The following is a 26,023-nucleotide window of genomic DNA, read 5'->3' as shown; positions in this document are numbered from 1 at the left end:
GAGAGGAAATGGGTATGTCTTCACGTGGAGTAAACAAGGTCATTTTACTGGGGCATCTGGGGCAAGATCCGGAAATCCGTTACCTGCCAACGGGTGGCACGGTGACAACGCTGTCACTGGCAACGTCAGACAGTTGGCGGGATAAACAAACCGGCGAAACTCGGGAGAAAACCGAATGGCACCGGGTGGTGATCTTTGGCAAGTTAGCAGAAATTTCCGAGGAATACCTGCAAAAAGGCGCCCAGGTTTACATTGAAGGTCAGTTGCAAACGCGTAAGTGGCAGGACCAACAGGGGCAGGATCGCTATTCAACAGAAGTGGTGGTGAGTGTGAATGGCACGATGCAGATGCTGGGCAGCCGTGGCTATACAAAGAATACGACGGTACAACAGGCTGGGCATCAGCCCGCACAGCAGCAACCGCCTTCTAAACCCACCAGTAAGGAGAGAAAAAAAACGCAAGCAGCACAACCTTTTGTTTTACCGGAAGAAGAGAACGATGATTGGGATTCGGATATCCCGTTTTGAGTGGTATTTTTATCATAAACATAGTGCCTGTTAAATTAAAACAGAGCTGGGTACTGTTTTAACGTGTAACGCGAAAATGTTATCTATCTTAATGATATGAAATGGTTATTGTATATAAATAGCACTTTTTGCTAAAAAATGTTGACTTAGATACGTATAATTAATCGCAAGTACACCTGCCACGCTGAGTCCCTGAATCAGGGAATGCGCAAATTGGCAGGTTTTTTTTTACCTGAATTTTACTTTCTGTGACATTTATGACGACAACGCAAAAGAAGATTTATCAAAAGCGTCCAGAAGATATTTCTTTTCTTATTAATAAACTTCGGGAACGCGGCTTAATAATAAAAGATCACATGGTTGCGGAGCATGCACTGACATTTATCGGTTATTATAGATTACGCGGTTATTTTTATCCTTTTTATATTCTGGATGAACAGCGTACACCACAACCGATTGAGCCGAAACATTTTGTTGAAGGAACTACGTTAGAAGATGTTCTTCAGCTTTATGAATTCGACCGTAAATTGCGCCTGATTATCCTTGAGCAAATACAAAAAGTGGAAATAGCATTACGAACGTGTTTGTCGGAACATATGTGCGGAAAATATGGTGCTCATTGGTTCATGAACTTATCTGTTCTGAGTAATGACTACCACTATGAAAACTTTTTTGGTCAGATTAATGAGGCCAAAGAAACATTTATTGAACATTATAAGAAGAAATATCACACTCCAAAATACCCGCCTTCCTGGATGATCACAGAAACATTGAGCTTTGGTTCATGGTCAAAAATATATAAGTCGTTATTGCATGTTGATCAGAAAACAATTGCACACAAGTTTAATGTAAAAAGTTATGAAGTCATGGCTTCGTGGTTTCACACATTAAGCCATATTCGCAATCTTTGTGCGCACCACAATCGTATCTGGAATCGATCCTTCCGGGCATTCCCGCCGAAAAAAGGGCGTGAATTAGAACAACATATTATTAATCCAACGACGCTTTACAGTCGGTTAGCTATTTTGAAGTATCTTTCAGCTCAGGTGTCTTATCATAATGGTTTAAAAACACAATTGACGGAACTAATGAAAGAAAAACCTTGCTGTGTAAAATGGGAAACGATGGGATTTATTGATAATTGGGATCACACATCACTCTGGCAGTAAAATACAGATTCTTTGTTGTTTCATTCAGATTGACATGTGTGGCTGGCTTAGCAGTATCAAATAAAGGCAGTTTGTGGGAGTAAAAGTACTCTACGTGAAAAAGAAAACCCTTCAGACAGAATTAATGGTTAAACGGAATGCAAGTAACTTAGGTAACTTACTTTACTTGTTGAACTTACACGTTCGATTATTGAATTAGATAACGGAATTCGTTAAAGTAGAAACGCTATCGGCAAAATCCGATAGTCAGGGATTTCCAACCCTGAAAGGTCAATCCACTGGTAGGTAGTTTCTACCAGTGTGCCTGTTGTCGCCCTTTCAATGGCGGTTCAGGCAGGGGAGACTCAGGTCTCGCCGGATCGATTGACCTCCGGTATTGGAAACCCTGTCTGAACCACCACCAATAATCTACAGAAGGGGAAGCAGGTATGACGATGATTCACACTCAGAAAGACTGGCACCCAGCCGAAATTATTTGTGCATTACGCAAACGTGGTACGACACTCGCCGCTTTATCCCGCGAATCGGGACTCAGTTCTTCCACTCTGGCTAATACCTTATCCCGCTCATGGCCGAAGGGGGAACTCATCATCGCCACCCGTTTGGGAATGGAACCCGCTGAAATCTGGCCCAGCCGTTATTTCGATGATTACGGCAATTTTATTGAACGAAAAATACGTCAGCCGTTTGATGAAAGCCAGCCAGTGGCTGAATAACGCGCTGATATAAACAATAATGTGATAATACCTTTTTCGGCATGTTAATTTCCAGCAAACACAGTTGAGTTATTCATTGAATACATCACCGGGTTCCTTGCATAGTCAGGATTATTTTACGACTGAGCAGGAACCTATTTGGCATGAAAATAAACGCGTTAATCGGCTTAATGGCGGTCATACTGACGGGATGCACGGCTCCCGTAAAACAACCGCTACCTCAGCCTTCCCAAAATAGTTTTTCTTCCGTCACGCTGACACAAAACATCCAGTCTGTTTCACCGGATATTTATCAGCCAATGCCTGAAATTGTCCGCTACGGGCGTTATTTACTGGTGAGTACCGACCCGACAGAGGCACAACGTGACCCGCTTTCCCAATTGATTGATATCCATATCTCTGCTTCCCAGAAACCTACTGTTGCTGATGCCATGCGTTACGTATTGCGTCAATCGGGCTATTCGTTATGTACGCCGGAAAAAACCAATGCCATCTTATATCGTCAGCCGCTGCCGTCAGTGCACGCTCAGTTAGGCCCTGTCCGGTTACGCACTGCGTTGCAGGTGATGGCAGGTCCGGCCTGGCAACTGGAAGTGGATGAGGTGCTGCGTGTGGTGTGTCACCATTTGCGACAGGGTTATCAGCACCCGGCTCCGGCTAAACAAGCCCAGCAGGAAGGAGAGCGTTGATGACATCGCACCGATCCGGTCTATTGATGTGGTTACTGCTGAGCAATTCGGTCTGGGCAGCCACACCGACACCGTTAGTTTCACAGCAGACACAATCGACAGAAAGCCAGCAGCACGCCCTGAAAAGTCAGGCTGAACAGTGGAAGTTAAGTGCCGATGAATACCAGCGTTATCAGCACCTGATGAACGGGCCACGGGGTATCCGGTCGCCGGGGCTTGATCCGTTGACCGCATTAGGTATTGAAGCCGAAAGCGATGTCGAACGCCGTCGTTATGCTGAACAGTGGGTCAGGGCGGAGTTTGCCCGTACCGATAAAGAGCTGCGTTTCCAGCGGGAAGTGAATGCTGCCTGGCAGCGGCTGTTTCCGGATGTTTTGCCGGTCAATATGGAAAAATCGCATGAAGCAAACGGTCGGCTGGCTCTGTTTGTCAGAGCCAAAGATTGCCCGCAATGTGACACCCGCTTGACTGAAGTCCTGGCGGCAAAGCAGCCGGTGGATATCTATCTGGTCGACAGTCAACGTAATGATGACATCTTACGGCAGTGGGCTAAAACGCATCACATTCCCCTTGAACAGGTCCGTAACCGACACATCACGCTGAATCATGATGCGGGATACTGGTTCCGGTTTGGTAAAGGATTGATGCCGGTATTATTGCGACAAGGGGAACAAGGATGGCAGGTCACGTCATTACCATGAAACGGCTGAACGTATTTCCCATTATCGGTCTGTTATGGATGACTCCCTGCCATGCCGAACTGAACGTGATTGCCGATTTGGGTGGTAAAGATGCCTCGCCTTTTTATGAAAGCATTAATGCCCAGCCGAATTATCGTTCTGCACAGCCACACCCTTTCTCGCCAGAAGTGGCGGGTGAAGCGGCCATGCTGCCGGTTAACACACCGGAACTGACACCGGGAAAAGTGGTCAACCGCTCACTGCAATTGCCGGGAATTGGCGCGTTATTTCTGATTGGTGATGACGCTGATTCACGTCGGTGGTTAAGCCAGAATACAACACGACTGAAGACATTGCACGCTGTTGGACTGGTCGTCAATGTCAGTGAAATGGCAGGCTTACAGTCACTGCGGGCATTAGCGCCGGATGTCTTGTTATCGCCTGCTTCCGGTTCGGAATTGGCTCGCCGTTTGCAACTGCGACATTATCCGGTGTTAATCACCGAAACTGCGCTCTCTCAGTAGTTATCACCATGGGCCGCCGTTATGTTGTTGAAGCCCTGTTACGTCCTGCCGTCGAGCTGAATACTGCGGTGGTCTCAGCCGTTGCCGCGTTTGTCTGCATCAGGGCACCCTGGGCAATTGCACTGGCCCCCTCAGTCAGTTATGTCATGGCAGGCGGTTTTGCGGTATTAGCGATAATACGCATGTGGCAGGGTATTCAGGTCCTCCGCTATCGCCGAAACCTGCGTCGCTTGCCGCGTTATCAGATGAGCACAAAACGGATCCCCGTCAGCCATCAGCGCCTGTTTCTGGGCAAGGGATTTCGCTGGCAGCAGAAGCATACCCAGCGTTTGCAGGATACGCGGCGGCCGGAAATTGAGCGATTTGTGCAGCCGTCTCAGATATATCAGCTTGCCCGTTTACTGGAGCACCAAACGGAATACCGTTGGCCGGCATTGTCAAATTTGTTGCGCAACGATTCCCCGTTCAATCCGGTGCGACCACTGCCACCGGTTGGCGGCAATCCCATGATCCACGGTATTGAGCCACAGGAAGCGGAGGTGTTTATGGATTTGCGTGAGCGGGTCGGGCATACGCTGATAATGGGAACAACGCGCGTAGGGAAAACCCGGCTGGCTGAGTTACTGATAACGCAGGATATCCGGCGCGGTGAAGTGGTGATTGTCTTTGATCCCAAAGGGGATGCTGATCTGTTAAGACGCATCTGGGCAGAAGCGCACCGGGCAGGTCGGGGCAATGAACTGTCTCTCTTTCATCTGGGCTGGCCGGAAATCTCAGCGCGTTATAATGCGGTCGGGCGGTTTGGCCGGGTATCGGAAGTGGCTTCCCGTCTGGCGGGGCAGCTCAGTGGTGAGGGCAACAGTGCCGCGTTCCGTGAATTTGCCTGGCGGTTTGTCAATATTGTCGCCCGTGCTTTAGTTGCCCTGGGACACCGGCCGGATTACACGCTTATCACACGTTACGTCAATAATATCAGTGAGCTGTATCAACTCTATGCGACCAAAGTGATGGCAGACAGGCAACCCGCCCTGCTGGCACAAATCAACCAGTCTCTCAGCAAGCTGAAAGAAAAAGATATCCCGCGCAATATGCAGGGGCAGCCGGATGCACTCAGACTCTGGGCGATGGAGGTCACGCTGAGTTCAGACGTGGGTAAACAACTCTATGACCCGATCCTGGACGGATTACGCTCTGCTGTACGTTATGACCGCACCTATTTTGATAAAATTGTGGCTTCCTTATTACCCCTGCTGGAAAAACTGACCACGGGAAAAATCTCAGAACTGCTCTCGCCGGATTATCTCAATATGGCAGATCTACGCCCTATCTTCGACTGGGAACAGGTGATCCGCAAAAACGGCATTGTTTATATCGGGCTGGATGCGCTGTCTGACAGCGATGTGGCTTCGGCAGTGGGCAACAGCATGTTTGCGGATTTGGTCAGTGTCGCCGGGCAGATTTATAAATACGGCATGAATGCGGGTTTGCCGGTGCGTCAGGACGGAAAACTGGCGATTAACCTGCATTGTGACGAATTCAATGAGCTGATGGGGGATGAATTTATCCCGTTGATCAACAAAGGCGGCGGTGCGGGCATGCAGGTTACCGCCTATACACAAACTTCATCGGATATTGAGGCCCGTATCGGCAGCCCGGCCAAAACGGCGCAGGTGATAGGCAACTTTAACACATTGATTATGCTGCGAGTGCGGGATAATCGCACGGCAGAACTGCTCACCAGCCAGCTGCCGGAAGTGGAAATCTACAGCAAGACATTGGTCTCAGGGCATTCGGATATTACCGATGTTGAACAGGGGCAGGATTTTACTTCTTCGACACAGGACAGGGTCGGCACGGTCAAAACACCGCTGGTGACGCCGGCTGAGATGATTAACCTGCCGAAAGGACAGGCGTTTGCCCTGTTGGAAGGCGGGCAGTTATGGAAAATTCGCATGCCTTTGCCCACCGGCGATGACGATGATACCCTGATGCCGGCGAGTTTGCAGAACATCGCTGAGCATATGCGACGGCACTACCGCACCAGTGAAAACTGGTGGGAAGAGAAAGGGTAATTTCACGTCATGGCTCAGTCAGAAAATCAATCCCGCCCGGCTTCCCAACCGCCTCGCAAGCATAGCCTGTTGTATCGTATGTTATGGGAATGGCCGTGGCAACTCATTGGGTTTATTGTGATGTCCTGGCTATTCAGTCTGTTACTGGAATATTTTGGTATGACTTTTTTCTGGCCGGAACAAGGCGCTTCTCACAGCCAGACGATGATGAAAACGGAGCTGCAATTTTTATCCGCGGAATTTACTCAGAGCCTGCTGTTGTCAAATCCCGCACAAACGATCTCAGACGGGCTGGTACAGGCGTATCAATGGATTTTTGTGAACAGTGGTTTTATGCCCTGGATACAGGGGCAGCGGCAATATCAGCTTAATAGTCGCAATGATTTTCTGCGTGAATTCAATGCCGTATTGCAGGGGGTATCGGGTTATTTACGGGAATATTGTCTGGCTGCCGTGTTCATCACGATGGTGACGCTGATCCGGCTGGCGATCCTGATGCTATCCGTTCCGTTGTTTGTGATGGTGGTTTTGGTCGCGCTGGTTGATGGATTAGGGCGGCGGGACATACGGCGTTATGGGGCGGGGTATGAATCCAGTTTTGTTTATCATCATGCCAAGCGGGGCATTAAACCGGCCTGCACGATTCCCTGTGTGATGTATTTATCCTGGCCGGATGTGGTGTATCCCACGGTGATATTGTTGCCTGCGGCAATAATATTGGGCATGGTGGTGATGGTAACAACGTCGATGTTTAAAAAATATCTTTGATAAAGACGCTGGAGAGTGATCGACAAAACGGTTTTTTGTTTTGTCGATCACTGTCAGCAGACAAGCCGTGTAAGCGGCGCGTCAGAAATAATTATTGATAAACGTTTATTGCACCGAGTTTGACAGAGTCAAATTTTATAGAAGGGTCTACCCTCGAGTTTATTTTCCACTTTTCTTTTGGGCCAAGATTTAGAATATAACTTATATTGATAGCAACCAGATTTTCCCCTTCGTAAAGTTTGAAATGAACAAACACATATTTTAATATCTGATTTGTATTGTTTTGTGCGTCAGCTAATATGTATTTAACCCCATCAGATCCTTTTTCGAGACGAATATTTGTGACGGAAACTAAATCATTGGCATTGTCAACTGATGACATATTTGCCTTGACGAGCATTTCTAAGATATTTGTCATATAATTATCCTCGATATATTTGCTATGTTAAGGTCATTGTAAATATCCCATAGCTCGCCTCTATTTAATATTTCCTTTTATATTGCTCATTTATTCTCTGAACATCTTTCATAATCTATACCTTTTATCTTTCAAATTGGTGCTGCTTGTTTATATTAGCGATTTTGGTCGAGTTGGTGGATGAGCTGAAGCAGTGGAATTTACGACGTTATGGCGCGGGAGATGAATCCAGTTTTGTTTACTGTCACGCTAAACGGGGAATTAAACAGGTCTGTACGATACCTGTGTGTTGTATTTGTCCTAGCTGGATGTGATCTACCTTACAGTGATATTATTGCTGGCGGCGATAGTATTGGGCATGGCGGTGGTGATAACAGCGTCGATGTTTAAGAAATATATATGAGCACCGAATGGTGGGATACAAAAAAGAAGTTAAATTTTGTCTAGTTATCCGTTAATCAGGTGGAAGTAAGTTTTTTTGTTCTTCCTGATAAAATAGTGTGAAAATAGTGGGGGGAATCATAGGAGAAGCAAATAATAATATTGATTCTAAGTAATTGAAATGCTATACATTGACTGCACCAAGTATACCTAATAGTGTATCTATACCTGTCCTTGAAAAGAAACATGTTATCATTACAGATAATATAATAGATACTATTAAATTCCATTGTAGATATACGTTAAAATAACCAATCATTGCAGCACACGTTGCATATGAATGACACATAAACAGTAATGGAAGTAATTTTGAGTTATACATTTATGCCTCCCTGTATTATTAACTGGTTAATTAAATTATCACTTTTATTTCTCTTGATTGATTTTTGTTAATGTTTTCTCATTTAATGGTTTAACAATACTTAAATGTATCCAAAGTTATTTTGAATAGTTGTTATTACATTCACATATAAAATATCGCTAACGATGGAATGCAAAACAGTTTTTTGTTCCATCGTTAGCAGACAAGCCTCTTGGCGGCGCGTTAGTCTTTCTTGTTAATGCTGATACTTTGACGGCGCATTTACTACCTGTGTCATCCATTCAAACCAGTCACAGGCTTTACCGATATGGCTCTCCCCCTTCGGATCAAAATGGTAGTGATGATGTGAAATGTCTTCACAATAGCCGACAAAAGGTTGATCAATACGGTGAAGCTGAATAGTCGCCGCTTGCTCTTTAGAGGTTGGGAAAAATGCCCCACCGACTTCCGCAAACAGGTCGGTATCATCCTGCTGTGCCCCACAGTGTTCGCAATGGTTTACCCAGTGCTGTCTGCGCAGCCGTTGGCTGACCGCTTTGCGCAGCGTGTGATGAAAACCGGGCAACACGCTACGCACAATAGTGGGAATATCGGCGATATAAAACAGAAACGCCGGGCTGTCCTGCTCTGAGTAGTCCACTTCCGTGCCGGGTTCATCGCCGTTATCTGCTTCCAGTAGCTGGTGTCCGGCAGGCAACATAAACGCCGTGACGGTGGTGTGTTGATGGCAGTGCGGGCATGGTGTCCGGGTTTGGGCCAGATACCAGAATTCAGCGTGGACATTGTAGAACGGTAACCAGTTCATAAACGGGGTCGGGTCAAAACTGTGGTCGATATACCAGGTTTGGGCGGCCGCATCCCAGTGCGCGCCCAGCTTTCGTACCTTTTCGTATTCATCGTCGGGAACATTTAAATCAATCCGCAGCATGGGTCTTCCTTCATTATTAAACCGTTAATCAAATAAATTAGTCAGACTATTTAGCTAATTTTTACCAAAGCATAAAGAGTTTATTGCTGACCACCGCTAAAAAACGCCGCATCCTTGGCATTTTGGAACCCATCATAAGGTGAGTATTTATGCGCGGTAGCTTTTCGATATCCTGTTCTGTTTGTCTGCTGGGGCTGGCTGTGTGGTGTATGCCGCTGGCTCAGGCGGCCGAAAAAGACGAACTGGCGAGTGCAAAGCGTCTGATTGAGCAGGTACAAATGGCACTGGAACGCGCAAATATCGCAGAAAATCAGTCTGATACTTTAAAACACCCTCGTTATGACTTTGATTATCAGCGCATCCAGGCTGATCTCAACACCATCAAAGCCGGTATCGATCACTATCTCACGCCTTCCCGCGACCAGCCCCATGAATCCGGCGCGTTATCCGGCCATTACCGTCAGGAAAACCCACAATGACTGACGCACAACGCAATGCCTTTGAAGTGGCCTCCGGGCACTTTGATATCACTTTTCTGTATCTGGTATGCGTCGGGTTTTTCCTGGCCACCTTGTTTTTCTGGGCGGCCTGGGCCGCGGTGGATGTCTGGCATGGCTGGGCGAATGAAAAAGTGCGTAATCAGACCCTCAGCCAGTTTGCCATCCGAACCGCGGTATTACTGGTCGTGGCTGTCTGGATGTTTGCCAGTTAATGCAGCGAACATAATGAAAAGGAACAGAGTCAATATGAAGCAAATTTTTACCGTCTGCCGGCGTATCAGCACAAGCCTGATGACACGGGTCAGTACGTTCATACTGTTATTCGGCCTTTCCTGTGGATCAGCCTGGGCCGATTTACCGGCTATCGAACCGCCTAAAAGTGGTGGCGGTGGCGGATTGCTGGGACAGGCGAAAGGGTACGCGCAGGATGGCATTGTGATTGGCGGGTTGATCCTCTCGGCGGTGGCGTTCTTTAAGGTTGCCTCGGCCGCCGTCGAAACCTTTTCCGAAGTGCGGGATGGCAAATCGACCTGGACCCAGTTTGGCGCCATCGTCGTGGTCGGCGTGGTGCTGTTGGTTGCCGTGATTTGGCTGCTGTCGAAATCGGCCAGCATTATCTTTTAAGGCCGTCACCATGCAGACGATCGCTTTCTTACCTGACCGTTTAAACGCCGAACCGGTGGTGTTTCGTGGGTTCACCACCCCTGAGATGGGACTGGCCGCATTGGCTGGGATCGTGCTTGGACTGGCCGTCAGTCTTCCCCTGCTCCCGTTAGTCGGTTGGGTCATGATCCCGACCGGGATGCTGATTATGCCCTTGTTACTGATTAGCTTTGGCGGGTGCTGGCTCGCCCAGCTTAAGCGTGGCAAGCCGGAAAATTATCTTTGGCTGAAACTGGAAGAGAAAAAACGTCGGCTGGGTATCGGTGATCCGGCCTTGATTATTGCCGCCCGGGGCTGGTCGTTACGCCGTAGCAGGAGAATGCGATGAGTCGCTTTCGTCATGCAGTCAAAAACCGGGATCAGCATATTCTGACCCTGCGGATCGCCTGTGGGATTTTGGTGGGGGTGCTGCTGCTGAGCCTGCTGGGCTGGATGGCTTCCCCGCGCAATCTCACTATTCATAACCCGCCAGATTTACGCAGCGGCAGCACGCGCCCGTGGTGGGAAGTGCCTGCGCCCAGCGTCTACAGCTTTGCCTTCTATATTTTCCAGCAACTGAATGCTTGGCCGAAAAACGGGGCACAGGACTATCCGGCCAAAATTTACTCTTTATCACCTTATCTGACGCCGGCCTGTCAGGATTTTTTACGGGAAGATGCCAAAACCCGTGCCGACAGTGCCGAGCTGCCCGACCGGGTGCGGGTGGTGTATGAAATTCCTGGCCGGGGCTATGGGACGCGCAGTGTGACGGTGCGTGACCGGGATAACTGGGTGGTCCGGCTGGATTTGGTGGCCGATGAATACTATCACGCCGAACCGGTCAAACGGGCACTGGTACGTTATCCGTTGAAAGTGGTGCGCTGGGAGGGCGATGCCGAGCGTAACCCTTTCGGGCTGGCACTGGACTGTTACGACGGCATGCCACAGCGGCTGGAAGCCATGCCACAACCACAGGAAGAGAAAAAGGGCGTGTTTCAATGAGAGGATATCTACCTGGCTGCCGTCGTATTTGGTTAGGACTGGTCAGCATATTGCTGTTCAGCGTGGGCGCAAAAGCTGATGAACTGATGAAATGGGAACGCATTCCGTTGTCCATTGCACTCAAGGTCGGTCAGGAGCGGATAATTTTTGCTGACCGGAATATCCGTGTCGGTTTTCCACCAACGCTTCGCGATAAATTGCGGGTACAAAGTGCCGGCGGGGCGGTGTACCTGAAAGCCCACAATGCCTTTTCGCCAACCCGTCTGAAATTGCAGGACAGCGAAAACGGCGAAATCATTTTACTGGATATCACCGCCAGTAAAACGGGCGCAACGGAACCCGTGCGTATTGTTTACCCGGATGAAAAACAATCCCTTCCGACTGGAAAATCACAATCGCAAAGCAACGCCAAATTATTGGCACCCGTTCCGGTCGCCTTAACCCGTTATGCCGCGCAGCAACTGTATGCCCCGTTACGTACCGTCGAGCCGGTGGCCGGCATCCAGCCAGTGAATCTGCATCTGACCCCATCCATCACCACCCTCTACCCGTCAGAGCCGATAGCCATCTCTCCGCTGGCAGGCTGGCGATTACACCCTCACACGGTCATCGCGCTGAAACTGCGCAATACGGCTAAACGCACTCTCACCCTCGACCCGCGAGCCTTACAGGGGAAATTTGTCGCGGCTACGTTCCAGCATCGTTGGCTGGGTGAAACGGGGTCTCCGGAGGATACGACGGTATTGTACCTCGTCACAAAAGGGCGGCCGGAGAACGCCTTTATCCCTGAGCCGGTATCGGTGAAACCGGGAGGCCGCGATGCAGATTAAATCCAACAGTCTGGTGAAAATACTGGTGCCGACAGTGCTGGTTATTGGTGGATTTATCGGTATCAAAAGTTGCAGCTCACCGGAAGGTGCCGTGCCCAACACGACGTCGAATCATGTGCTGGCCACGCTGTCACCGGAGGAGTTACAGGCGCTGGGTGTCGGGGGAGATACGCCGGAAGATACCCTGCGCACTCTGGTGGGGACACTCAATAAAGTGCGGGCAGAGCAGAAACGTTTAAGTCAGCAGAATACCGATATCCTGAAAGAAAATGACCAGTTAAAGCACCAGCGCCTTGATGTTGCCGGCCAGATAGATGCAGCGGTTGCCGCCATCCGTCAGGACGATGAACAGCGTCAGCGTACGTTGCAGGATGAGCAACAAAGTTTGCTGGCACAGATTGATTTACTGACAGAACGATTAAATTCAGCACCGTTGCCTTCTCAGGATAGTTCAATACCCCTTGGGTTGGGACTGGCAGGGAATCAGTATGCGTCCAATCCAGTCAGGGGGCAGGATGAACTCATTTGGGTGACGCCTGCCGATGAAAAACCGGTTGAGAACCAAAACGTGGCTTACGGCAAACCGGACGCGAAATTTCCGACTTCTTTTTTAAGTGAACAACCGGCAACGGAGCAAAATACCTCACCGAATGCCTCGCTGAAGGAAGAAAACGAAAAACCGGTCTATACCTTGCCGGAAAATGCCACTTTGGTGGGCAGTCAGGCGATGACCGCGTTATTAGGCCGGGTGCCTGTCAATGGCACAGTCACTGACCCTTACCCGTTCAAAATTCTGATTGGCAAAGACAACCTGACCGCCAACGGCATTGAGTTGCCGGAAGTGGAAGGCGCCGTGGTTTCCGGCTCGGCCAGTGGTGACTGGACCCTCTCCTGTGTACGCGGGCAGGTCAATTCCATCACCTTTGTGTTTCAGGATGGCACCGTGCGTACCCTGCCGGGCAAAGGGCAAAATCAGCAGGGTATCGGCTGGCTGTCCGATGAAAACGGCATTCCCTGTATCAGCGGCGAACGTAAATCCAATGCCAGCACCTATCTGCCGACGCTGTTTGCCCTTTCAGCCATGAATTCAGCCGGGGACGCTTTGAACGAAAGTCAGCGAACCGCCCAAACCAACGGCGCGGGCGGCATCACTTCTGCTTTAACGGGTAACGCCGGACAGGCGGCATTAGGAAAAGCCCTGGCCGGTGGCATGAATGACATCACCGAATGGCTCAAACAACGTTACAGCCAGACGTTTGATGCAGTCTACGTCCCGCCCGGTGCCGGTGTTGTGGTACATATCACCCAAAGTCTGGCGATGGATTACGAAACGAAAGGCCGTAAAGTGCGCTACGACTTTAGTGAACCTGCTCAACATGATATTCAGGAAGATTTAGATTAATGGAACACACGCCTTCTCACTGGCTGTTTTGCACCAGCCAGCCTTACTGTCTGCAAATCAATATGACGCCCTGTGTTGAACAGGCACCGATTCAGCTTGACTGGCGACCCTCTCATAAAAAAGACAGCCGATTATATCTCACCATTGGCAATAGATGCCGGCTACTGAGTGACGGTGATTTTACCGTCTTTCGTCTGACAGAAATCCAGTGGCAAGCGGTTATTGCAGGCAAAATCAGGGCTAAGTCTGAACAGTGGGAACGTCTGCCGTTTACGGTATCGGAGCTGGCCGTCCATCCTGAGTTTGCCACCTTTACCGCCATTGGCACTACGGAGATTCAGCTATGCGAAAAATAAACGCAGTTGTCGTGTTGTGTCTGTCAGAGCTGATAGCAGGTTGTTCAACCTCGAAAGACACGTTGCTGCCTGCCGGAAAGCAGACGGTGCTGGCGATGTGGCAGGGCAATAAAGCGGGTCACACTGTCGTACAGGCGAGAAACGCATTGCGCAGAACGTTGACCGGGACCGAACGGAGGCGAGCGCTGGAAGACCCTTATTATTACAGCCGTTCGGTTGAGCATGAAATCAGCCGGCAGTTTCCCCGTCTCCCCAATCCCGATATGGTGATGTATGTTTTTCCGCATCTGGCGGCCGGCAATACGCCGATACCGGGCTACAGCACGGTGTTCCCGTTTTATCAGCAGGTGCAGTATGCCTTACCGGGTGAACGCACGGAGGCACGGTAATGGCCAATCCCAAACCACTGAACCGCCCCGGCAAACTGCGGGACGCTGATGAAGCGGCGATTTATCGGACCAATCCGTCCATTATCGACTATCTGCCCTGGGTGGAATATCTGGGCGACGGACAATGCCTGTTGCTGGATGATGGTGTCTCTGTCGGGGCGGTCTGTCGCATCGAACCGGTTGCCACCGAAGGGCGTCCGCTTGAACGATTGGTTGAAATCCGGGATCAGCTGGAAGATGCGATCCAGGACAGTCTGGAGGAAGACGATATTTCGCCGTGGGTAGTACAATTTTTTTGTCAGGATGAGGATGATCCAGCCAGTTACCTCAACACGTTACGGAACTATGTCAAACCCTGGGCGCAAGGTACCGCGTTTACGGAGGCCTTTCTGGCCGAGTCCGAACGCCATCTGAACAGCATTGCCCGGCCTGACGGGATATTTCACGACAGCTTAATTACCGGGCAACCGTGGCGGGGGCAGCAACGCCAGACGCGTATGGCAGTCTATCGCTGGCTGCCTGCTCACCAATCACAGACAAACCACTCAACGTTATCTTCCGTTGCTGCACTCAATCAGGTTTGCGAGCGACTGATGTCTTCACTGGCAGCAGCGGGTATTGTGGCTGTTCGGCAAAATGGCCGCCAGATTCATAGCTGGTTGTTACGTCATTTTAATCCATCCCCGGACTGGGGCATGGCAAAAGCCGATTTTTATCACACGGTGAGTGATGAAACGCCCATACAGCCCGAGCTCCCGATCCACAATGACTTTGCTGAAAGCCTGTGGTTTAACCCACCGGTATCCGATCCCGAAAACGGACTCTGGTGGTTTGATGGATTGCCACATAAAGCCATTCCGGTTGAACGCCTGCGCCGCCCGCCGGAGCCGGGTACGCTGACGGGTGAAGTGAAACGGGGGGATAATATCAATGCGCTGATGGATATGATGCCGGAAGGCACCGTAGTTTCTTTGACCATCGTGGCGCAGGCACAGGATACGCTGGAAGAGAGTTTTACCCGGCTGGCAAAAAATGCCGTGGGCGAAAATACCGAATCGGCGCGTGTCCGGCAGGATGTGCAGGAAGTCAAAACATTACTGGGACGACGCCATAAACTGTATCGCAGTGCGCTGACCTTTCTGGTGCGCGGCAACGATGTCACTGACCTGAACCAGCGGGTGCATCAGTTATCGTCAACCCTGCTGAGCACCGGATTACAACCGGTGCGACCAGAGTTCAGTGTTTCCCCGCTGAATGCCTATTTACGCGCCCTGCCCATGTGTTTTAACCCACAGAAGGACAGGAAACATTGGTACAGCCGTCTGACCTGGGTACAGCATCTGGCTGGGTTATTGCCGGTTACCGGCCGTTCAACCGGCACCGGGCATCCGGGATTCAGCTTCTTTAATCGCGGTGGTGCACCGCTGACCTTCGATCCGATGAACAAACAGGATCGCACCCAGAATGCGCACTTATTGCTGTTTGGTCCGACCGGGGCAGGTAAATCGGCCACGCTGTGCGCCTCCCTGGTGCAACTGATGGCGATACACCGGCCACGCCTGTTTATTGTCGAAGCGGGGAACAGCTTTGGTTTACTGGCCGATTACTACGCCAGTCTGGGGCTGACGGTCAATAAAATCGGTATCAAGCCGGGCTGTGGCGTGAGTCTGGCGCTGTTTGCTGATGCCCATCAACTGCTGCAACTCAGCCCCCAACAATTACGGATTAATGAAACCGATATTCCGGATACCGGTGAATCGCAGGATGACGGGGATGAACAGCGCGATATTCTGGGTGAGATGGAAATTGCTGCCCGGCTGATGATCACCGGCGGTGAGAAAAGAGAGGAAGAGCGCCTGACCCGCTCAGATCGCGGTTTGATCCGCGAAGCCATTATGATGGCGGCTCACACCAGCCATGAAGAACAACGTCAGATGGTGGCCTCAGATTTACAGAATGCCCTCTATGCCATCGCCCGCAACCATCAACAGGATGAACACGGCCAGCCGTTAATCACGGCACATCGTCGGGCACGGGCGGATGAAATGGCCGGTGCCATGTCGATGTTTACTCAGGGTTTTGAAGGGGAACTGTTTAACCGTCCCGGCACGCCCTGGCCGGAAGTCGATGTCACGTTGATTGATTTGGGTACGCTGGCGCGGGAAAACTATTCGGCGCAAATGGCGCTGGCGATGGTTTCACTGATCAATACCGTGAATAACCTGGCCGAACGCGACCAGTATCAGGACAGGGAACTGCAATTGGTGATTGACGAAGGGCATATCACCACCACCAACCCGCTGCTCTCCCCCTATATGACCAAGGTGGTGAAAATGTGGCGTAAACTGGGTGCCTGGCTGTGGCTGGCAACGCAAAACCTGGCCGATTACCCGGATACCGCTGAGAAAATGTTGAATATGGCCGAATGGTGGCTGTGCCTGACCATGCCACCGGATGAAGTGGAACAAATCGCCCGTTTTAAGAAACTGACGGAAGAGCAAAAAGCCGTGCTGCTTTCTGCCAGTAAATTACCCCGTTGCTATACGGAAGGCGTGGTACTGGCGAAGAAAATTGAAGCCTTGTTCCGGGTGGTGCCACCGAGCCTCTATCTGGCGCTGGGGATGACGGAAAAAGAAGAAAAGGCCGAACGGCGGGCATTAATGCGGGCGCATCAGTGCAGTGAACTGGAAGCGGCGGTGTTGGTTGCAAGGCGGATGGATGTAGCCCGAGGATTGAAAGCAGATTTTGAATATTCTTAATAAAAATTCCTGATGGAGAAAGAAACTCTTATTCCCTTGTAATAAAAGAATGAGGATAAGAGTTTTTGTCCATAAAACTTTTCAAGTTTTTAAATAATCTTGTCTTTCCATGATGCCATTTTTGAATACCACGCAATAATAGTGGGGAACATTATTAGTATGAACTCGAAACCTGCCAGTTTGCTCAATATGCTGTTCGAGAGAAGCTCTGTCACACCCACTATTCAGATAAAGCTGATAAACCTCGTTATGTCTAAAATTTATATAAACGGAACCTACATATCCTTTGACTTCAGTCTCTCGTATATTTGCTGATACTTTTGCTGCAAGAGAAGTGATATCGTAATTCGCTGAATTGCAAGCAAGAAGATGGATTTTATGCAATCGATTTACTACCGTTTGTGACTGAATGTATCTGGCTACTACGTCATAAGTCCAGAGTTGACCGTTTATCGCAAGGCTTTCCACTCTTCCGGGAAAAACGGCGAGTCCGTGACAAGCAATTGTAAATTCGTTTATTACGTATCCACCATGAGTGGTTGATGTAATATACGTGTGTGCATCTGGATAAATGTCTATAAGATGGACTCTTTGTGTCAAGGTCATTTGAAGTTTCCTCCCCCCAAAAAGTATGTCTGCATTGCAACGGCATTGGTCATGTATATACTCATCTCATTTCAAGTTGCAAACTATTTTTGTTTTATAGGATGCAACTTGAGTTGCTTATGTAAATATGTCTAAAATACGTTTTGGATATTTCATTGTTCGTAGCATATTGAAATAAATATTAAAATGCTTGTTTATGTTGAGTGGGCATATAAATGGATAAATTTTCCTTTTCGGAAAAAGAATTACCCACAGTATTTAAAGCACTTTTTCTGCATGTTACCCCTTTCAGTATGAATGAAAAGGGTCACAATCCGTGGTGCAAAAAATCCAGTCCCATCGGTTCAGTAGGGTAAAATTTTCGATTATCGGTCTGTTAAGCCTGTCACTCAGTTTTCCCGGTCAGGCCATGCCGGAAGTTCCAATCCCGGATCAGCATGAGCATACCCTGGCCGAAATCACCACCCAATGGGGGCAACTTACGCAGTCACAATCCCCCAACGAAGCGGCAAAAACAATGGTCGCCCAGCAGTTATCGTCTGCGATCATATCAACACTGACACCGTGGTTGAACCAATATGGCAATGCCTGCCTCACACTCCCTTTCGACAGCCACTTTTCGTTAAAAGACGTTGCATTTGATTGGTTACTGCCTTTTTATCAATCGGTTTCGGGTACGGCATTCAGTCAGTTCGGGGTAAAAACCCACCATGGTCAGACAACAACGGCTGTCGGATTCGGCTATCGTTATGTCGCCGATAATTGGTTATGGGGTGCCAATGTCTTCTGGGATGCGTTGCGGCCGGAGCAGCATCACCGTTATAGTCTTGGATTAGAAGCCTGGCATGATAACGTCAAACTCTCTGCCAACCTTTATCAGCGTTTATCCCATTGGAAGCCCTCCCGGCTCACAGATTTCGATGCAAGACCCGCCAATGGCTGGGATATTCAGGCCGAAGCCTGGTTGCCTGCTTTTCCTCACTGGGGCGGGCAGTTGAAGTATGAACACTATGACGGACAGCAGGTTGCGCTATTCGGTGAAGCAGATCGCCAGAAAAACCCGTACAGCGTCACCGCCGGGCTGGTTTACACGCCCGTACCGTTAGTCACACTGGGTGCCGATTTTCGGCAGGGTAAGCAAGGGGTCAGTGAGAACCGTTTTACTCTGAACCTCAATTATCGGTTGGGTGTTCCGCTCAGCCAACAGTTTGATCCAAACGCGGTCGCGCCATTGCGCCATTTAAGATCCAGCCAGTTGGATTTTGTAAATCGCCGCAGCGATATGGTGCTGGACTATCAGAAGCAAACGTTGCTGACACTGGCTTTCCCTGCATCAATCAACGGATATGAAGGCAAGGACGTGACCTTTGTACCGATTATCCAGTCCAAATATCCGCTGGCACGTTTAGAGCTGGATACGGCTGAATTACAGCAGGCAGGCGGAAAAATGCTTGATCAACGGCCGGAGAAAGTGACGTTACGGTTGCCGAAAACCACGAAAAACCCCGTCCGGCTTTCGGGAATCGCCATCGACAGCCGGGGTAACCGCTCCAGCCGGGCAGAAATCATGATAGTGAGTTTGCCGACCGAAAAACAATTACAGGTGACAGCGAATAAAACGCAGGCCAAAGCCGATGGTCATGACAGTGTGATCTATACCGTCCTTGTCACCGATCAGGAAGGCACTCCTGTCCCTTATCAGGCTGTTATCTGGTCAAGTGATAAAGGTACATTATCCCAAACCCGGCAGAACACAGATGCGCAGGGGCAGGCATCGGTCGTGCTGCGCAGCCGTCAGCAGGGGCTGCATGCGGTACGTGTTACTGTGGATGAAGAGGCTGTCATTGCACCTTCAGTCCAGTTTGATGCGGTGCTGATACCCGAAATCACTGTTGATAAGCACAGCGTTAAGGCGGATGGAAAAGCCATAGCGACGCTGACCGTTACTGTCAAAAACGCAGTCGGTGAACCTACTTCGAATCAGGCTGTTGGCTGGCAGACCAATCTTGGCCAGTTATCCTCTTTGTCATTAATGACCGATGCGAAAGGGCAGGCCACGGCTTATTTAACCAGCAAAATATCAGGAAATGCAGAAGTGACGGTGGCGGTTGGCAATGAAACGGTGATGACTTCTCCGATCCGCTTTATTACCTCGCTAACGCACACGCTTCAGGCAGACAAACAAACGGCGATTGCCGATGGTCAGGACAGCATCCTTTATACGGTGAACGTGCGCGATGCAGCGGATCAACCCGTTGCCAACAGCAAAGTTCAATGGTCTACGGATAACGGGCAACTGTTGGATAAGCAAAGTCAGACCGATGCGCAGGGGCAGGCATCGGCCGTACTACGCAGTCGTCAGCAGGGGCTGCATGCGGTACGTGTTACTGTGGATGAAGAGGATATCATTGCACCTTCAGTACAGTTTGATGCGGTGCTGATACCCGAAATCGCCGTTGATAAGCACAGCGTTAAGGCGGATGGGAAATCAAGGGCGACCTTAATTGTCACAGTTAAAAACGCCGATGGTCAACCTGTGCCCAAGCAGGCGATTGGCTGGCAGACCAGCCTGGGTCAGTTCTCTTCATTTTCATTAATGACTGATGCGAAAGGGCAGGCCACCGCCTATTTAACCAGCAAAGTATCAGGAAATGCAGAAGTGACGGTGGCGATTGGCAGTGAAACGGTGATGGCTTCTCCGATCCGCTTTATTACCTCGCTAACGCATATGCTTCAGGCGGACAAACAAACCGCTATTGCCGATGGTCAGGACAGTATCCTTTATACAGTTAACGTGCACGATGCAGCGGGTCAACCCGTTGCCAGCAGCAAAGTGCAATGGTCAGCGGATAACGGGCAACTGTTGGATAAGCAAGAACAGACAAACAGTCAGGGGGAGGCAACAGTCTGGCTAGTCAGCCGCACCGCAGGGAGGGCAACGGTGAAAGCCGAGGTGGCGGGAAAAACACTTCATGCTGCTCCGGTGGCGTTTGAACGCCGGCTGAAACCCGCGATCACGGTGGATAAAGTCCGGGCTAAAGGCGATGGGCAGGATGCGGTGGTGTTAACGGCTATGGTGAAAGATTCACTGGGATCACCCGTGGAAAATCAGCCAGTGATTTGGCAAACAGATCACGGTGTGTTGTCTTCAGAACAGACAGAAACAGACAGTCAGGGACAAACGCAGGTTAAGCTGAGCAGTACGTTGACAGGCGAGCATCAGGTGCAGATCCAGGTCGGTGATAATAAAGTGGCCGCCCCTGTTGTCACGTTTGATGAAGTGCTGCTATCCACCATTCGGGTCAATAAAACCCGTGCTGCGGCGGATGGCGAAGATCGGGTGACTTTTACTGTCACCGTCACCGATATTCATGGGCAGGGGCTTGCGGATAAAGCGGTTGACTGGTCTGGAAATCTTGGCGAGATGATTTTTGCGGAAGACGGGACAGACCGTCAGGGAAATGCAACAGCAACCCTTGTCAGTCGTCATGCTGGACAGGCTTCGGTCACTGCTGACGTTGGTGAACAGCAAGTCGTCTCCTCTGTGGAATTTATCCTGCCGTTACGCCTGGTTGATACCGTTGCCGTTGACAGCCAGGGCGGCAATGCCAACCAGAAATCGTTTGGCACCCGAGGGCCTTCCGTTTTCTGGCGTGGTGCGAAATTCCGCCTTATCACGGCAGGTAATACAGGCCGGGTGAACTGGCAGAGTGATTCGCCAGCGGTGACGGTATCGGGGGATGTGGTGACGGTACAGCAAAATCCTGATGGAGTAAGGCTCACCGGTACTGATGAGACCGGGCAACAGGCTGAACTGACCTTGACGGTTCACACCTGGTTTGAGCGCTCGGGCCTGACAAAAGACTTTTATTCTCATGCGAAACAGCTTTGCCAATCACTCGGCAGCCGGATTGCCTCCAAATATGCCCTCGAACGGCTCTATGAGGAATGGGGGAACTTTTATCTCTATGATGGCTGGGCGCGGGAATTTTACGTGACCTCTACGGATTATCTGGCGGCCAGCTCAGGTTCCGCAGAGCATCAGGCAAAATGGGCGTTTTGGGCAGAAACAGACCGGTGGATGCGAAATGCCTGGGCGATGACGGCATTTGCGTGTGGTAAGCAGCAGTACTGAATAGCATGTTCCATTATTTTACCTATAAGAGAAATGAGCGGCTGTTTGGGCAGTCACTTGAAACGCCGCTATTTTTTCTTTGTTTTGAATGCCTTTTCTTGGATACGGCATCACATCCAGTGGTGATCCTGATTCAGACACAGGTTCCCCCCCAAAAAAATTATTATCACTTCAAGTAGTTATCTCTTTGGGACAACAAATTTTCTCGAGTAATCCGTCTCCATGCATGACGTTTTTCTCATCCCTGAGCTGACAGATATCGATCGATTGATGGGAAGTTCTTAACGGATTATTTACCCTCACTAATAAAAAAGGTAGTTAAATATAAATATTAGTTATTATGATGGAGGGAAATATTTCATTTATATAAGTAATATATTAACAATTAAAAGCACCCATGGTGACGACATAGTCAAATAAATTTAACAGTATAATAAACGGCTATTAATCGAGCCGCCGATGTGTAAACGTTCTTTTTCTTTCCAAACACTAATTGAATAATCTTTATACTTTGGTGATGTTAAAAGAATGCAAGTTTCCCGCGATTTGATTTTGTTCACTCGCCATTCATTACCTAGGGCGTGTTGACGTTTGAACGAGGGGATTTGAATGGCATGATAATTTGGTATCCTTATTTTCGCCAAAAAACTCGTAACCAGAACTATCATGCCACGACCCATGTTATCAGACCCTGTGTGGGATAAGCTATTTGTATTCATGCAACAAAATCGGCTTGTCTACCATAAAAAAACGCATCGTCTCATTCTGGCAGGTATCCTTTTTCGAATGAGAACCGGGATCCCTTGGCGGGAACTGCCTGTTGAATATGGGAAATGGAATACCGTTTTTAAGCGTTTTAATGCGGGGTCAAACAAAGGTGTTTTTGATTCATTATTCAAGGAATTAGCTAAAGATTCTGATACTGAATGGTTGTTCATTGATGGCAGGATTGTCCGTGCTCATCAGCACAGTTCAGGCGCGGCTTCAAAGGAGAATGAAGCGATTGGGAAAAGCCGGGGAGGACGCTCGACTAAAATCCATTTGCCGTAGGCAGTTATGGTTTGCCTGTTCATTTTGAATTATCCGAGGGGCAAACTCACGACATTGTGCATGCAAAAAGTTTGGTGGCGCAATCACCGTCCCCGGACTTTGTCATCGCTGACAAGGGGTATGATAGTCAGGCATTCAGAAATTATATCGAAGAACAAGGGACAACGACGGTTATTCCCTACCGAAAAAATAACCGAAACTCGGATAAAAAGGTGGATAAGGGTTTATATCGTTACCGTCATTTAGTCGAAAATGCGTTTGCCAGAATCAAACATTTTCGTGCAATCGCAACAAAATACGATAAATTGGCACGAAATTATGCCAGCACATTGGCACTGGCATTTGTCATTATCTGGCTACCCATGTGGGTCGAATAAATGATGAATACAAAACGTCAACACGCCCTAATGTCTGATTTTTACAGGTTGGGCAACGCCAGTCAGGCAAAAAGTCTTCTCTACGGCCCCGACATACTATTTCTCTCTTTTAGCTGGATGTTAGTAATCTTAGGATATCTTAAAAATCAACGTACCTCAGAAGCACATAAATTTATTTTTTCAGGTACCGACAGCGTTGTTAGTCTTAAGGATAATGGGCACCACATAATCTTTGAATTGGAAAAAAACATGTCTGAAATGGAAAAAAATGCTGGATCTGTAGCGCTACAGATACTCAAAGAAAAACTTCATCTCTTTCGCGATTGTCCAGAACAGGTTCTCCATTCAACTTGGCCTATCTTTGAACATCTCATTGAAAGGCACGATGAAATGATACCTGTTTATGAGGAACTTAGCCTGAACCACGTTACCGGCAAACGGCTATGGACATTTATGGAACAGTGTATCTTTGCAGGCGCTTATGCAACTAAGGAAAATCATGCAACGGTGCGAAATGACTTTAAACGTCTTCAAACTCTCAATAAAGAAATCTCTGAGACGAGTACCAAACTTGCCCAGCTTATAGAGAAAAGGGATAACCTTTTGAATTTTAGCGGCCATTTTTATGTTAATCGGATGATAAGGCTGACAGAGTTCATTGAGGCCGCAGGTCGTAAAAACTCGCTTTATCGTTCAAATATCTCACCGAAACTTAGGGAACTAAATGAATATGAATTGAAATACTGGCCTGATGTCCCTGGCCTGCTGCGTGTTCTTAGTGAAGAATCTGTAGAGATTGAATTTGCTGATGATGCGACCGCAGCCATCGTAGGCTCAATACGCGGCTCATTGACCGATTTCTTCAGAGACTTATTCGATCGTATCAAGGACATAAGTGATGGTTCCGCCCACTGTTTGAGGCCAAACTTCAGGATTTCAGATATGTCATTAGCAACCATCACAAATGTTATCTGCAATGTTAATCCTGAAAATATTATCGATGATAGCTATGTAAAGCGCACACGCCAGCGGTTAAAGGGACAGGATTTTAGAGCAGTTTGGTAAACAAAAGGTGTTTAGTCTCCCCTGCAATTGAATTAATTTTTCTCACAGGTGATACTGTTTTCATATACAGTATAATTTTTAGGGGGTATATGTTTGCTCTTGCCGATGCGAATAATTTTTATGCAAGTTGCAAACTAAACACATGCATATAGACATCTCAAACTGAACATACATAGGAGAGCATAAAAAACCTTGGGGCACTTTATTTAATTCGCGATAAAATAAGCAATTAAACTTGCTTGTCAGAGAACTTGAGTGAGTTATCCAGTCGCCCTTTCTCTTCAGAAACCTGAATTATCTAACTATCGCATCTGGCTCTCTCTCTAGCCCGTGCCCCACACTAATGGGATGGTCACCCTCACTCAGTAGGCGTAAGTTGACAGTGTGAGATTTTTTATTGAGAGGCCATCATCATGAACAACACCGCACTTATTGGTATCGATCTCGGCAAATATACCTTTCATATTCACTGCCAGGACAAATCGGGTAAGGCGCTTTTACATAAAAAATTTACCCGCACCAAATTGATGGATTTTTTAGCTAACTGTCCCCCGGCAACCGTTGTCATGGAGGCCTGCGCTGGGGCGCATTTCATGGCAAGGTGGATCGCTGATTTGGGGCATGAGGCCAAGCTGATTTCACCGCAGTTTGTTCGTCCCTTCGTCAAAAGTAACAAGAATGACTTTATTGATGCCGAAGCTATCTGTGAAGCCGCCTCACGCCCTTCAATGCGGTTTGTTCAGCCCAGAACGGAAGCTCAACAAGCCATGCGAGCCCTGCACCGTGTCCGGGAATCGCTGGTACGGGATAAAGTGAAAACCACCAACCGGATGCAGGCTTTCCTGCTTGAGTTTGGCATCAGTATGCCCAAGGGGATTGCCGTGATAAAACAGCTCTCCACTGTGTTGGATGAACATGAACTTCCCCCTTATCTGGTACAGGTATTACTGCGGTTACAGGCGCATTATCACTATCTGGTTAAACAAATCACCGAGATTGAAACCGCCCTGTCACAGGAGGTTGCTCAGGATGATACCGGACAATGGCTGATGACGATCCCCGGCATTGGCCCCATCACGGCGAGTGTGCTTTCTTCACAACTGGGCGATGGGAAGCAATACGCACACAGCCGGGATTTTGCAGCCTCGACGGGGTTGGTTCCCCGCCAGTACAGCACCGGGGGAAAGACAACCTTATTGGGGATCAGTAAACGGGGTAACAAGACACTCCGGCAACTGTTAGTGCTATGTGCCCGAACGTTCATACTGCATATCGAGCATAGAAAGGGCAAACTGGCTGACTGGGTTAAGAAGCAACTTGAACGAAAGCATTCTAATATTGTGGCCTGTGCGTTGGCTAATAAACTCGCCCGGATAGCGTGGGCTATTACGACACAACACACGGTATTTGTTGCCTGAAACTGACGTCATTGTGAATCTATTTAACTATTACCCTACTGGTTTTGCGAAGACTGATAATTGATGACATGAACGGCCTACCGGCCTGATGAGAAACCTAGCATAAAAATTGGCTCCTTGAAGCCGGCACACTTTTTAGGTTCATCAGGCGCGGAACTCATCGAGGCGCAGGTTCCTTGCCTATAGTGACGCCGGATAGATTTAAGCAAGCCCAAAATTCATCAAAATGAGTGTTGCA

The 26,023-nt window shown here is 48.9% G+C and carries 27 protein-coding genes; 23 read left to right on the top strand and 4 right to left on the bottom strand.

What is annotated here, in order from left to right; translation table 11 throughout:
• The first annotated feature begins 14 nt into the window (after positions 1–14).
• The 8 genes from ssb to HGO23_RS02785 all read left to right on the top strand — a co-directional run bounded on the left by ssb (position 15) and on the right by HGO23_RS02785 (position 7,145).
• Entirely contained in the window at positions 15–527 is a 513-nt protein-coding gene (ssb, locus tag HGO23_RS02820) for a single-stranded DNA-binding protein (protein WP_209027906.1), read from the top strand.
• Positions 528–784: 257 nt separating this feature from the next.
• Positions 785–1,696: an Abi family protein gene (locus HGO23_RS02815; protein WP_209027905.1), complete on the top strand. Its 912-nt coding sequence runs from the start codon at positions 785–787 to the stop codon at positions 1,694–1,696.
• A gap of 428 nt (positions 1,697–2,124) precedes the next feature.
• Positions 2,125–2,412 (top strand): helix-turn-helix domain-containing protein, encoded by a 288-nt coding sequence (locus HGO23_RS02810; RefSeq protein ID WP_099137394.1) that lies wholly within the window; start codon positions 2,125–2,127, stop codon positions 2,410–2,412.
• A 143-nt stretch (positions 2,413–2,555) separates the two neighbouring features.
• Positions 2,556–3,101 carry a PFGI-1 class ICE element type IV pilus protein PilL2 gene (pilL2, locus tag HGO23_RS02805; protein ID WP_099137395.1) on the top strand — a complete coding sequence of 182 codons (546 nt, stop codon included), beginning with the start codon at positions 2,556–2,558 and terminating at the stop codon, positions 3,099–3,101.
• On the top strand, positions 3,101–3,802 hold the full coding sequence (locus tag HGO23_RS02800; protein ID WP_209027904.1) for a TIGR03759 family integrating conjugative element protein: 702 nt from the start codon (positions 3,101–3,103) through the stop codon (positions 3,800–3,802). Before pilL2 ends, HGO23_RS02800 begins: the two co-directional genes overlap by 1 nt.
• Entirely contained in the window at positions 3,778–4,305 is a 528-nt protein-coding gene (locus HGO23_RS02795) for an integrating conjugative element protein (protein ID WP_209027903.1), read from the top strand. The genes HGO23_RS02800 and HGO23_RS02795 overlap by 25 nt, the downstream gene beginning before the upstream one ends.
• A gap of 8 nt (positions 4,306–4,313) precedes the next feature.
• Positions 4,314–6,377 (top strand): type IV conjugative transfer system coupling protein TraD, encoded by a 2,064-nt coding sequence (gene traD / locus HGO23_RS02790; protein ID WP_209027902.1) that lies wholly within the window; start codon positions 4,314–4,316, stop codon positions 6,375–6,377.
• A 9-nt stretch (positions 6,378–6,386) separates the two neighbouring features.
• Positions 6,387–7,145, top strand: coding sequence for a TIGR03747 family integrating conjugative element membrane protein (locus HGO23_RS02785; RefSeq protein WP_209027901.1), 759 nt, complete (start codon positions 6,387–6,389; stop codon positions 7,143–7,145).
• A gap of 91 nt (positions 7,146–7,236) precedes the next feature.
• Here HGO23_RS02785 and HGO23_RS02780 read toward each other — a convergent pair whose 3' ends face one another.
• Entirely contained in the window at positions 7,237–7,563 is a 327-nt protein-coding gene (locus tag HGO23_RS02780; RefSeq protein ID WP_010846393.1) for an FxLYD domain-containing protein, read from the bottom strand.
• Positions 7,564–7,739: 176 nt separating this feature from the next.
• Between HGO23_RS02780 and HGO23_RS19530 the strand changes: the two genes are divergently transcribed.
• Positions 7,740–7,877 (top strand): IncC plasmid conjugative DNA transfer DtrJ family protein, encoded by a 138-nt coding sequence (locus tag HGO23_RS19530; protein WP_244590009.1) that lies wholly within the window; start codon positions 7,740–7,742, stop codon positions 7,875–7,877.
• Between the two features lie 684 nt (positions 7,878–8,561).
• Here the strand turns inward: HGO23_RS19530 and HGO23_RS02770 are convergent.
• Positions 8,562–9,254, bottom strand: a complete 693-nt coding sequence (locus tag HGO23_RS02770) for a DUF5710 domain-containing protein (RefSeq protein ID WP_209027900.1) — start codon at positions 9,252–9,254, stop codon at positions 8,562–8,564.
• Between the two features lie 149 nt (positions 9,255–9,403).
• Here HGO23_RS02770 and HGO23_RS02765 point away from each other — a divergent pair, with 149 nt between their 5' ends.
• The 10 genes from HGO23_RS02765 to HGO23_RS02720 all read left to right on the top strand — a co-directional run bounded on the left by HGO23_RS02765 (position 9,404) and on the right by HGO23_RS02720 (position 17,134).
• Positions 9,404–9,733 (top strand): integrative conjugative element protein, RAQPRD family, encoded by a 330-nt coding sequence (locus HGO23_RS02765; RefSeq protein ID WP_099137091.1) that lies wholly within the window; start codon positions 9,404–9,406, stop codon positions 9,731–9,733.
• Positions 9,730–9,966, top strand: coding sequence for a TIGR03758 family integrating conjugative element protein (locus HGO23_RS02760; protein ID WP_209027899.1), 237 nt, complete (start codon positions 9,730–9,732; stop codon positions 9,964–9,966). The genes HGO23_RS02765 and HGO23_RS02760 overlap by 4 nt, the downstream gene beginning before the upstream one ends.
• A 79-nt stretch (positions 9,967–10,045) precedes the next feature.
• Positions 10,046–10,378, top strand: a complete 333-nt coding sequence (locus HGO23_RS02755) for a TIGR03745 family integrating conjugative element membrane protein (protein ID WP_244590010.1) — start codon at positions 10,046–10,048, stop codon at positions 10,376–10,378.
• A 10-nt stretch (positions 10,379–10,388) separates the two neighbouring features.
• Entirely contained in the window at positions 10,389–10,745 is a 357-nt protein-coding gene (locus HGO23_RS02750; RefSeq protein ID WP_209027897.1) for a TIGR03750 family conjugal transfer protein, read from the top strand.
• Positions 10,742–11,398, top strand: a complete 657-nt coding sequence (locus HGO23_RS02745) for a PFL_4703 family integrating conjugative element protein (protein WP_209027896.1) — start codon at positions 10,742–10,744, stop codon at positions 11,396–11,398. Before HGO23_RS02750 ends, HGO23_RS02745 begins: the two co-directional genes overlap by 4 nt.
• A complete protein-coding gene (locus HGO23_RS02740) occupies positions 11,395–12,228 on the top strand; it encodes a TIGR03749 family integrating conjugative element protein (RefSeq protein ID WP_209027895.1) in 834 nt (277 codons plus the stop codon). The genes HGO23_RS02745 and HGO23_RS02740 overlap by 4 nt, the downstream gene beginning before the upstream one ends.
• Positions 12,218–13,630, top strand: a complete 1,413-nt coding sequence (locus HGO23_RS02735; RefSeq protein WP_209027894.1) for a TIGR03752 family integrating conjugative element protein — start codon at positions 12,218–12,220, stop codon at positions 13,628–13,630. The genes HGO23_RS02740 and HGO23_RS02735 overlap by 11 nt, the downstream gene beginning before the upstream one ends.
• Positions 13,630–13,986, top strand: a complete 357-nt coding sequence (locus tag HGO23_RS02730) for a hypothetical protein (protein ID WP_047685858.1) — start codon at positions 13,630–13,632, stop codon at positions 13,984–13,986. The genes HGO23_RS02735 and HGO23_RS02730 overlap by 1 nt, the downstream gene beginning before the upstream one ends.
• Positions 13,974–14,375 carry a TIGR03751 family conjugal transfer lipoprotein gene (locus HGO23_RS02725; RefSeq protein WP_209027893.1) on the top strand — a complete coding sequence of 134 codons (402 nt, stop codon included), beginning with the start codon at positions 13,974–13,976 and terminating at the stop codon, positions 14,373–14,375. The genes HGO23_RS02730 and HGO23_RS02725 overlap by 13 nt, the downstream gene beginning before the upstream one ends.
• A complete protein-coding gene (locus tag HGO23_RS02720) occupies positions 14,375–17,134 on the top strand; it encodes a conjugative transfer ATPase (RefSeq protein ID WP_209027892.1) in 2,760 nt (919 codons plus the stop codon). The genes HGO23_RS02725 and HGO23_RS02720 overlap by 1 nt, the downstream gene beginning before the upstream one ends.
• An 81-nt stretch (positions 17,135–17,215) precedes the next feature.
• Here the strand turns inward: HGO23_RS02720 and HGO23_RS02715 are convergent, their stop codons facing one another.
• Positions 17,216–17,740 carry a hypothetical protein gene (locus tag HGO23_RS02715; protein ID WP_099137209.1) on the bottom strand — a complete coding sequence of 175 codons (525 nt, stop codon included), beginning with the start codon at positions 17,738–17,740 and terminating at the stop codon, positions 17,216–17,218.
• A gap of 316 nt (positions 17,741–18,056) precedes the next feature.
• On the opposite strand from HGO23_RS02715, the gene HGO23_RS02710 reads away from it, so the two are divergent.
• A complete protein-coding gene (locus HGO23_RS02710; RefSeq protein WP_244967869.1) occupies positions 18,057–21,875 on the top strand; it encodes an Ig-like domain-containing protein in 3,819 nt (1,272 codons plus the stop codon).
• Positions 21,876–21,893: 18 nt separating this feature from the next.
• On the opposite strand, the gene HGO23_RS19885 is transcribed toward HGO23_RS02710, so the two are convergent.
• A complete protein-coding gene (locus HGO23_RS19885; protein ID WP_280529524.1) occupies positions 21,894–22,016 on the bottom strand; it encodes a hypothetical protein in 123 nt (40 codons plus the stop codon).
• Positions 22,017–22,541: 525 nt separating this feature from the next.
• Between HGO23_RS19885 and HGO23_RS02695 the strand changes: the two genes are divergently transcribed.
• The 3 genes from HGO23_RS02695 (at position 22,542) to HGO23_RS02685 (ending at position 25,785) form a co-directional block, all read left to right on the top strand.
• Positions 22,542–23,302 (top strand): IS5 family transposase gene (locus tag HGO23_RS02695; protein ID WP_209027891.1). Its coding sequence is split into 2 segments (ribosomal slippage): positions 22,542–22,917 and positions 22,917–23,302, totalling 762 coding nucleotides; the frame shifts between segments, so codons are not numbered across the junction.
• Positions 23,303–24,367 carry a hypothetical protein gene (locus HGO23_RS02690; RefSeq protein ID WP_244967868.1) on the top strand — a complete coding sequence of 355 codons (1,065 nt, stop codon included), beginning with the start codon at positions 23,303–23,305 and terminating at the stop codon, positions 24,365–24,367.
• 413 nt (positions 24,368–24,780) lie between these two features.
• Positions 24,781–25,785 carry an IS110 family RNA-guided transposase gene (locus HGO23_RS02685; protein ID WP_209027890.1) on the top strand — a complete coding sequence of 335 codons (1,005 nt, stop codon included), beginning with the start codon at positions 24,781–24,783 and terminating at the stop codon, positions 25,783–25,785.
• The last annotated feature ends 238 nt before the right edge of the window (positions 25,786–26,023 follow it).

Source organism: Xenorhabdus budapestensis, from assembly GCF_017743015.1.
Taxonomy (GTDB): Bacteria; Pseudomonadota; Gammaproteobacteria; order Enterobacterales; family Enterobacteriaceae; genus Xenorhabdus; species Xenorhabdus budapestensis.
Note: the sequence above shows the minus strand (reverse complement) of the source record. Positions and strands in the feature narration are given on the sequence as shown.

Bases quoted from the DNA above. Each gene is read 5' to 3' on its own strand.
- ssb (WP_209027906.1), top strand. From the start codon at position 15: ATGTCTTCACGTGGAGTAAACAAGGTCATTTTACTGGGGCATCTGGGG.
- HGO23_RS02815 (WP_209027905.1), top strand. From the start codon at position 785: ATGACGACAACGCAAAAGAAGATTTATCAAAAGCGTCCAGAAGATATT.
- HGO23_RS02810 (WP_099137394.1), top strand. From the start codon at position 2,125: ATGACGATGATTCACACTCAGAAAGACTGGCACCCAGCCGAAATTATT.
- pilL2 (WP_099137395.1), top strand. From the start codon at position 2,556: ATGAAAATAAACGCGTTAATCGGCTTAATGGCGGTCATACTGACGGGA.
- HGO23_RS02800 (WP_209027904.1), top strand. From the start codon at position 3,101: ATGACATCGCACCGATCCGGTCTATTGATGTGGTTACTGCTGAGCAAT.
- HGO23_RS02795 (WP_209027903.1), top strand. From the start codon at position 3,778: ATGGCAGGTCACGTCATTACCATGAAACGGCTGAACGTATTTCCCATT.
- traD (WP_209027902.1), top strand. From the start codon at position 4,314: ATGGGCCGCCGTTATGTTGTTGAAGCCCTGTTACGTCCTGCCGTCGAG.
- HGO23_RS02785 (WP_209027901.1), top strand. From the start codon at position 6,387: ATGGCTCAGTCAGAAAATCAATCCCGCCCGGCTTCCCAACCGCCTCGC.
- HGO23_RS02780 (WP_010846393.1), bottom strand. From the start codon at position 7,563: ATGACAAATATCTTAGAAATGCTCGTCAAGGCAAATATGTCATCAGTT.
- HGO23_RS02770 (WP_209027900.1), bottom strand. From the start codon at position 9,254: ATGCTGCGGATTGATTTAAATGTTCCCGACGATGAATACGAAAAGGTA.
- HGO23_RS02765 (WP_099137091.1), top strand. From the start codon at position 9,404: ATGCGCGGTAGCTTTTCGATATCCTGTTCTGTTTGTCTGCTGGGGCTG.
- HGO23_RS02760 (WP_209027899.1), top strand. From the start codon at position 9,730: ATGACTGACGCACAACGCAATGCCTTTGAAGTGGCCTCCGGGCACTTT.
- HGO23_RS02755 (WP_244590010.1), top strand. From the start codon at position 10,046: ATGACACGGGTCAGTACGTTCATACTGTTATTCGGCCTTTCCTGTGGA.
- HGO23_RS02750 (WP_209027897.1), top strand. From the start codon at position 10,389: ATGCAGACGATCGCTTTCTTACCTGACCGTTTAAACGCCGAACCGGTG.
- HGO23_RS02745 (WP_209027896.1), top strand. From the start codon at position 10,742: ATGAGTCGCTTTCGTCATGCAGTCAAAAACCGGGATCAGCATATTCTG.
- HGO23_RS02740 (WP_209027895.1), top strand. From the start codon at position 11,395: ATGAGAGGATATCTACCTGGCTGCCGTCGTATTTGGTTAGGACTGGTC.
- HGO23_RS02735 (WP_209027894.1), top strand. From the start codon at position 12,218: ATGCAGATTAAATCCAACAGTCTGGTGAAAATACTGGTGCCGACAGTG.
- HGO23_RS02730 (WP_047685858.1), top strand. From the start codon at position 13,630: ATGGAACACACGCCTTCTCACTGGCTGTTTTGCACCAGCCAGCCTTAC.
- HGO23_RS02725 (WP_209027893.1), top strand. From the start codon at position 13,974: ATGCGAAAAATAAACGCAGTTGTCGTGTTGTGTCTGTCAGAGCTGATA.
- HGO23_RS02720 (WP_209027892.1), top strand. From the start codon at position 14,375: ATGGCCAATCCCAAACCACTGAACCGCCCCGGCAAACTGCGGGACGCT.
- HGO23_RS02715 (WP_099137209.1), bottom strand. From the start codon at position 17,740: ATGACCTTGACACAAAGAGTCCATCTTATAGACATTTATCCAGATGCA.
- HGO23_RS02690 (WP_244967868.1), top strand. From the start codon at position 23,303: ATGATGAATACAAAACGTCAACACGCCCTAATGTCTGATTTTTACAGG.
- HGO23_RS02685 (WP_209027890.1), top strand. From the start codon at position 24,781: ATGAACAACACCGCACTTATTGGTATCGATCTCGGCAAATATACCTTT.